The sequence below is a fragment of the Calidithermus chliarophilus DSM 9957 genome (assembly GCF_000430045.1).
Lineage (GTDB): Bacteria > Deinococcota > Deinococci > Deinococcales > Thermaceae > Calidithermus > Calidithermus chliarophilus.
This window is the reverse complement of sequence record NZ_KE387024.1, coordinates 1,468-5,585: the sequence shown is the minus strand read 5'-3', so window position 1 is coordinate 5,585 and position 4,118 is coordinate 1,468. Positions and strand designations below refer to the sequence as shown.

7 protein-coding genes and 1 pseudogene are annotated in these 4,118 nt (G+C 66.7%); 3 read left to right on the top strand and 5 right to left on the bottom strand.

Translation table 11 applies throughout. The features are described 5' to 3' along the window. A pseudogene (locus tag MEICH_RS28825) lies at window positions 1–318 on the bottom strand (hypothetical protein); the annotation flags it as partial. Window positions 319–507: 189 nt separating this feature from the next. On the opposite strand from MEICH_RS28825, the gene MEICH_RS0114920 reads away from it, so the two are divergent. From MEICH_RS0114920 to MEICH_RS0114910, 3 genes are all read left to right on the top strand, one after another. After that, on the top strand, window positions 508–876 hold the full coding sequence (locus MEICH_RS0114920; RefSeq protein ID WP_027893313.1) for a hypothetical protein: 369 nt from the start codon (window positions 508–510) through the stop codon (window positions 874–876). A 143-nt stretch (window positions 877–1,019) separates the two neighbouring features. Continuing rightward, the gene (locus MEICH_RS0114915; protein WP_027893312.1) at window positions 1,020–1,637 is read left to right on the top strand and encodes a uracil-DNA glycosylase; all 618 of its coding nucleotides are present in this window, start codon (window positions 1,020–1,022) and stop codon (window positions 1,635–1,637) included. A gap of 35 nt (window positions 1,638–1,672) precedes the next feature. Then, window positions 1,673–2,521, top strand: coding sequence for an EamA family transporter (locus tag MEICH_RS0114910; protein WP_245587682.1), 849 nt, complete (start codon window positions 1,673–1,675; stop codon window positions 2,519–2,521). 7 nt (window positions 2,522–2,528) lie between these two features. On the opposite strand, the gene MEICH_RS28820 is transcribed toward MEICH_RS0114910, so the two are convergent. The 4 genes from MEICH_RS28820 to MEICH_RS30200 are packed head-to-tail and all read right to left on the bottom strand — an operon-like array spanning window position 2,529 to window position 4,077. Beyond that, window positions 2,529–2,723 carry a hypothetical protein gene (locus tag MEICH_RS28820; RefSeq protein ID WP_157202839.1) on the bottom strand — a complete coding sequence of 65 codons (195 nt, stop codon included), beginning with the start codon at window positions 2,721–2,723 and terminating at the stop codon, window positions 2,529–2,531. After that, window positions 2,657–2,932: a HEAT repeat domain-containing protein gene (locus MEICH_RS30715; protein WP_420804469.1), complete on the bottom strand. Its 276-nt coding sequence runs from the start codon at window positions 2,930–2,932 to the stop codon at window positions 2,657–2,659. Before MEICH_RS30715 ends, MEICH_RS28820 begins: the two co-directional genes overlap by 67 nt. A gap of 21 nt (window positions 2,933–2,953) precedes the next feature. After that, a complete protein-coding gene (locus MEICH_RS30205) occupies window positions 2,954–3,472 on the bottom strand; it encodes a hypothetical protein (RefSeq protein ID WP_036197009.1) in 519 nt (172 codons plus the stop codon). Between the two features lie 26 nt (window positions 3,473–3,498). Continuing rightward, a complete protein-coding gene (locus MEICH_RS30200) occupies window positions 3,499–4,077 on the bottom strand; it encodes a transposase family protein (protein ID WP_027887990.1) in 579 nt (192 codons plus the stop codon). Window positions 4,078–4,118: the final 41 nt, after the last annotated feature.

The window sequence follows — 4,118 nt, the reverse complement described above, 5'->3', positions numbered from 1 at the left end:
CTGCAAGCGGCCCAGCGTCTCGAGCAGGCCCCGGGCCCAGGCCCGCAGGCGGCCGGGGTCGGCGGTTCCTTGAAAACGGGTGGCCTCCACGGCGGCCACGGGAATCTCGGCGATCCAGGCCGACTCGGTGCTCTCGAGCCAGGGGAGCATCCCCGCCACCGCTTCGGGGGGTTCGCCCTCGAGCGGCCGGTACACCACCACGCCGATGCCGGTGCGCGAATCACGTCCTTGCCAGACCTCGAGGGCCCGGCCCTCACGGTCGATCAGACCCCCTGGGAGAATGGGTGCGTGCAGAACATAAGGCCCCAGGCTATCCATAAAACCGAGTATACCCAGCCTGCCCGGCGCGGCACGCCGTGCGCTCGGGTGAACGCGCGGCCCGGCCCTTCGGCCTTGCCCTAGCCGCCGCGCGAAACCTATAATCACGGTGAACCAACGGCCACCCGCTTTTTGGCGACGGGGGCAGACCGGCGGCCTGGGAGTCGCACGCTGGAAAGGAGCACTAGGATGGAGTTTAAGGTTACCCTGTCGACCGAGGAGATCGTGCGCGGGCTCAAACACTACCGCCGCATCGCAAAGCAGGACGTTTTGCGTGCCCCCGAAACCCCCAACCCCGATGTGTTCCGTGTCCACGCCGAAGCCCGTCGAGAGGTGTACGCCCGCCTGGCCGAGACCGCCGAGACCGACGGCCCCGAGGCGGTGGTCGCCACGGCCCTGGAGCTCTACCAGAACCTCCCCTTCGTCACCGGCACCAGTGAGGACGCCTACCCCGAGGTGAAGGGCCAGGAGAACGCGCTGGAGAACTTCTTCCTCATGATCGGCCTCGACCCCAAGGTGCGCCGCGAGGCCCGCAAGGCCCGCAAACCCATCGAGTAACCGCCGTCTCCGGTTTTCCCCGCGCCGCCTCGAGGAGGCCCGCGGGACCGCACACAACACAAGAGCGAGTTATCCGAAAACGAGCCGAAAGCGAGGCAGTCTACAGCGCTTTTGGCTTTTTGCTGTGTAGGATGTTCAAAGCCATGAGTCTGGACCTACTGGCCGCACAGGCCCGCACCTGCACCGCTTGCCGCCTGGCCGCAACCCGCACCAACGTCGTCTTCGGCGAGGGCAACCCCGACGCCCAGCTCCTCATCATCGGGGAGGGGCCGGGCGAGGAGGAGGACAAGACCGGCCGTCCCTTCGTGGGCAAGGCGGGCCAACTGCTCGACAAGATCCTCGAGGCCGCCGGGATCGCCCGCGAGAGCATCTACATCGGCAACATCGTCAAGTGCCGCCCGCCGAACAACCGCGTCCCCCTGCCCGACGAGTTCAAGGCCTGCACCACGCTGTGGCTCAACAAGCAGCTCGAGATCATCCAGCCCCAGATCATCGTGCCGCTGGGCGCGACGGCCTGTGAGTACTTCCTGGGCGAGAAGGTCTCAATCACCAAGATCCGGGGGCAGTGGATGGAGTGGCAGGGCATTAAGCTCTTCCCGATGTTCCACCCCGCCTATCTGCTGCGCAACCCCGCCCGCACGCCCGGCAGCCCCAAACACCTCACCTGGATCGACATCCAGGAGGTCAAGAAGGCCCTCGACAGCCTGGGCGAAAAGCCCAGCCGCGCGATCAAGACCGTCAGCCAGGAGTCGCTCTTCTGAACCCCCTGCCCCCCAGCGGCCTCGTCCACCTGGGCGTGCTCTACGTGGTGTGGGGCAGCACCTACTTGGGCTTCCGGCTGGGCGTGGGGCCCGGCGGGGGCTTCGAGCCCTTCATGATGGGCGCGCTGCGCTTTTTGCCCTCGGCGGCGGTGCTGCTGGCCTACGCCCTGCTCACGCGCCAGCGCACCGTGCTCGGCCGCCGCGAGCTGGCGGTGATGGCGCTGTCGGGGGTGGTGCTGTGGGTAGGCGGCAACGGCCTGATCCTCATCGCCAGCCAGTACGCCGCCTCGGGCTACGCGGCCTTGATGGTGGCGACCACGCCCATCTGGGCCGCGACCTTCGAGGCCCTGCTCGACCGCAAGGCGCCCTCGCCCAAGCTCGTCGCCGGGCTGCTGCTGGGTTTGCTGGGGGTGGTCGTGCTCTCCGTGCCCAAGCTCTCCCAGAGCTCGCAGACCACGCTGCTCGCCGTGCTGCTGCTGGCGCTGGCCCCCATGCTGTGGTCGGCGGGCACGCTCTACTACCAGCGCAACCAGACCCGCCTCGAGCCCGTCGTGGTCTCGGCCTACCAGCAGCTCTTCGGCGGCCTAGCCTTCCTGCTGCTCTCCCCCCTGCTGGGCGAGCGCTGGGCCATGCCCACCCTCCAGGGCTGGCTGGCGCTGGCCTACCTGATCGTCTTCGGCTCGCTGCTGGCCTACACCTCCTTCATCCTGGCCGTGAAGCTCCTGCCGGTGAGCCTGGTGACGACCTACGCCTACGTCAACCCGGTGGTGGCGCTGTTCCTGGGCTGGCTGGTGCTGGGCGAAGGCATCGGGGCGTGGACCCTCGCTGGGGCGGCGCTGGTGCTCATCGCGGTGGGGATCGTGTTCCGGGCCCGCCGGCGATAGCACGCCCTTAGCGCTCCGAGAGCGCGAGGTTGACCCCGGGCCCGGTGAGGCGGCACGGGTCGGCGGGGGTGACGTCCTTGGGGTAGTGGCGCTCGAGGTGGCGCTTCATCTGCGCCACGGGGCGGGGCTCGCGCTCTACCCGGCCCACGGGGGAGGGGGCGCCGGGCTGGCCGCAGAGGATAGCCGCTGCTGTATCTGGCAAATGGCACACTCTGCTGTATATTTCAGCGGTTCACCCTCCCAATTCTCTCCCTCATCGTTGTCCTTAATCCACTCGAGCACCTCCAAAGCGCGCTCGTCACCGATTTCGCCAAGGATTAGGATGCTCCGGTAGCGTACGTTCTCATCAGGATCATTTCGCGCCAGGTCAATCACTTTATCTACCGGGGCATCCTTAACCCAGTGGCGCAATAAGATGTCCAGACTTGACCGCTATACATCTTTTGTATGCAACCCCAGGAACCTCAAAGCGGAGAGGGGGTTGAAGGAGAAGGCTTCCAGGGCGGCTTTTTTAGCCTGGACCTTGCGGTAGTTGAGGCAGTTCAGCACGAAAGCCCGCAGGGCACAAAGGTTGAAGGCCAGGGCGCCACGGGCCTGGGCATGGTCCTCGCGTAAGAGCACGTCGCGTACCCAGAAGTTCCGGTTCTCCACGCCCCAGCGTTGGCGCATGAGTTCGCCCAGACGCCTGGCCCCCGCCGCCTCGGGTCTGAGGCTACTCAGGGCGTAGTGCACGCTGTAGCGCTGCTGCTTGCTGCGCTTATGCCACACCCAGCGCTCCAGGCGCACGGCCTGCCGGGCAAAAGGGAAGTCCAGCCAGGGGGGGAGATGGGGGGAGGCCGAGGCCCGGTAGCGCCACACCTCCCCGTCACGGAGTTCTTCCCACTGGACGATGCTTTCCCCGGGCAGGGGATGCTCGTCCAGGCAAGCGAACAGCCACTCTACCGCCTCCAACGCCCGGGCTTGGTTGGCTCTCAGGCTCAGCAGGTAATCCCCCCCTTAGCCCGGATGGCTTCGGCCACCCGGGGGTAGAGGAAGCCCGCGTCGGCCACCACCACCCGACCGGCTAAACCCTCCAGCCCCATGCGCTCCAGCAGACCCAGCAAGGCCTCATCCTCCCGCCCACCGACTTGGGCCTGGGCCAGGCTGTGGCGGGCTTGCTCACACCACAGCTCCACCACCCGCACCACCGGGCTCTCGCCTTTAGCACTCCCCCGCAAGACCTTGCCATCCGCGACCAGGGCAGAGGTAGTAGCGGTAGAGGTAGGGAAAGAGGCGGGAAGGGGGAGTTCGGGAAAGACCTGTTGCAGGGCTGAACCCAGCGCTTGCGGGTCCAAGCGGCGGATGAGCTGGGCGATTGAGCTGCGTCCTGGGGCCTTGCGCAAGCCCAGGGGCTTACACAGGAAGGGATTGGCTTGGGCAAAGCGGGCCACACCCCGCAGGGAGTCCACCCGGCACACAAAGGCCACCAGCACCAATGCCACCACCCCCCACAGCGGATAGCGCCGGTTCTGGTAGCGTGGATCGTCCAATGAGGCTAAGGCTTCGCGTAAGTTCATGCCTCTATCTAGCCTCAACCCTGAATAACGGTCAAGTCTGG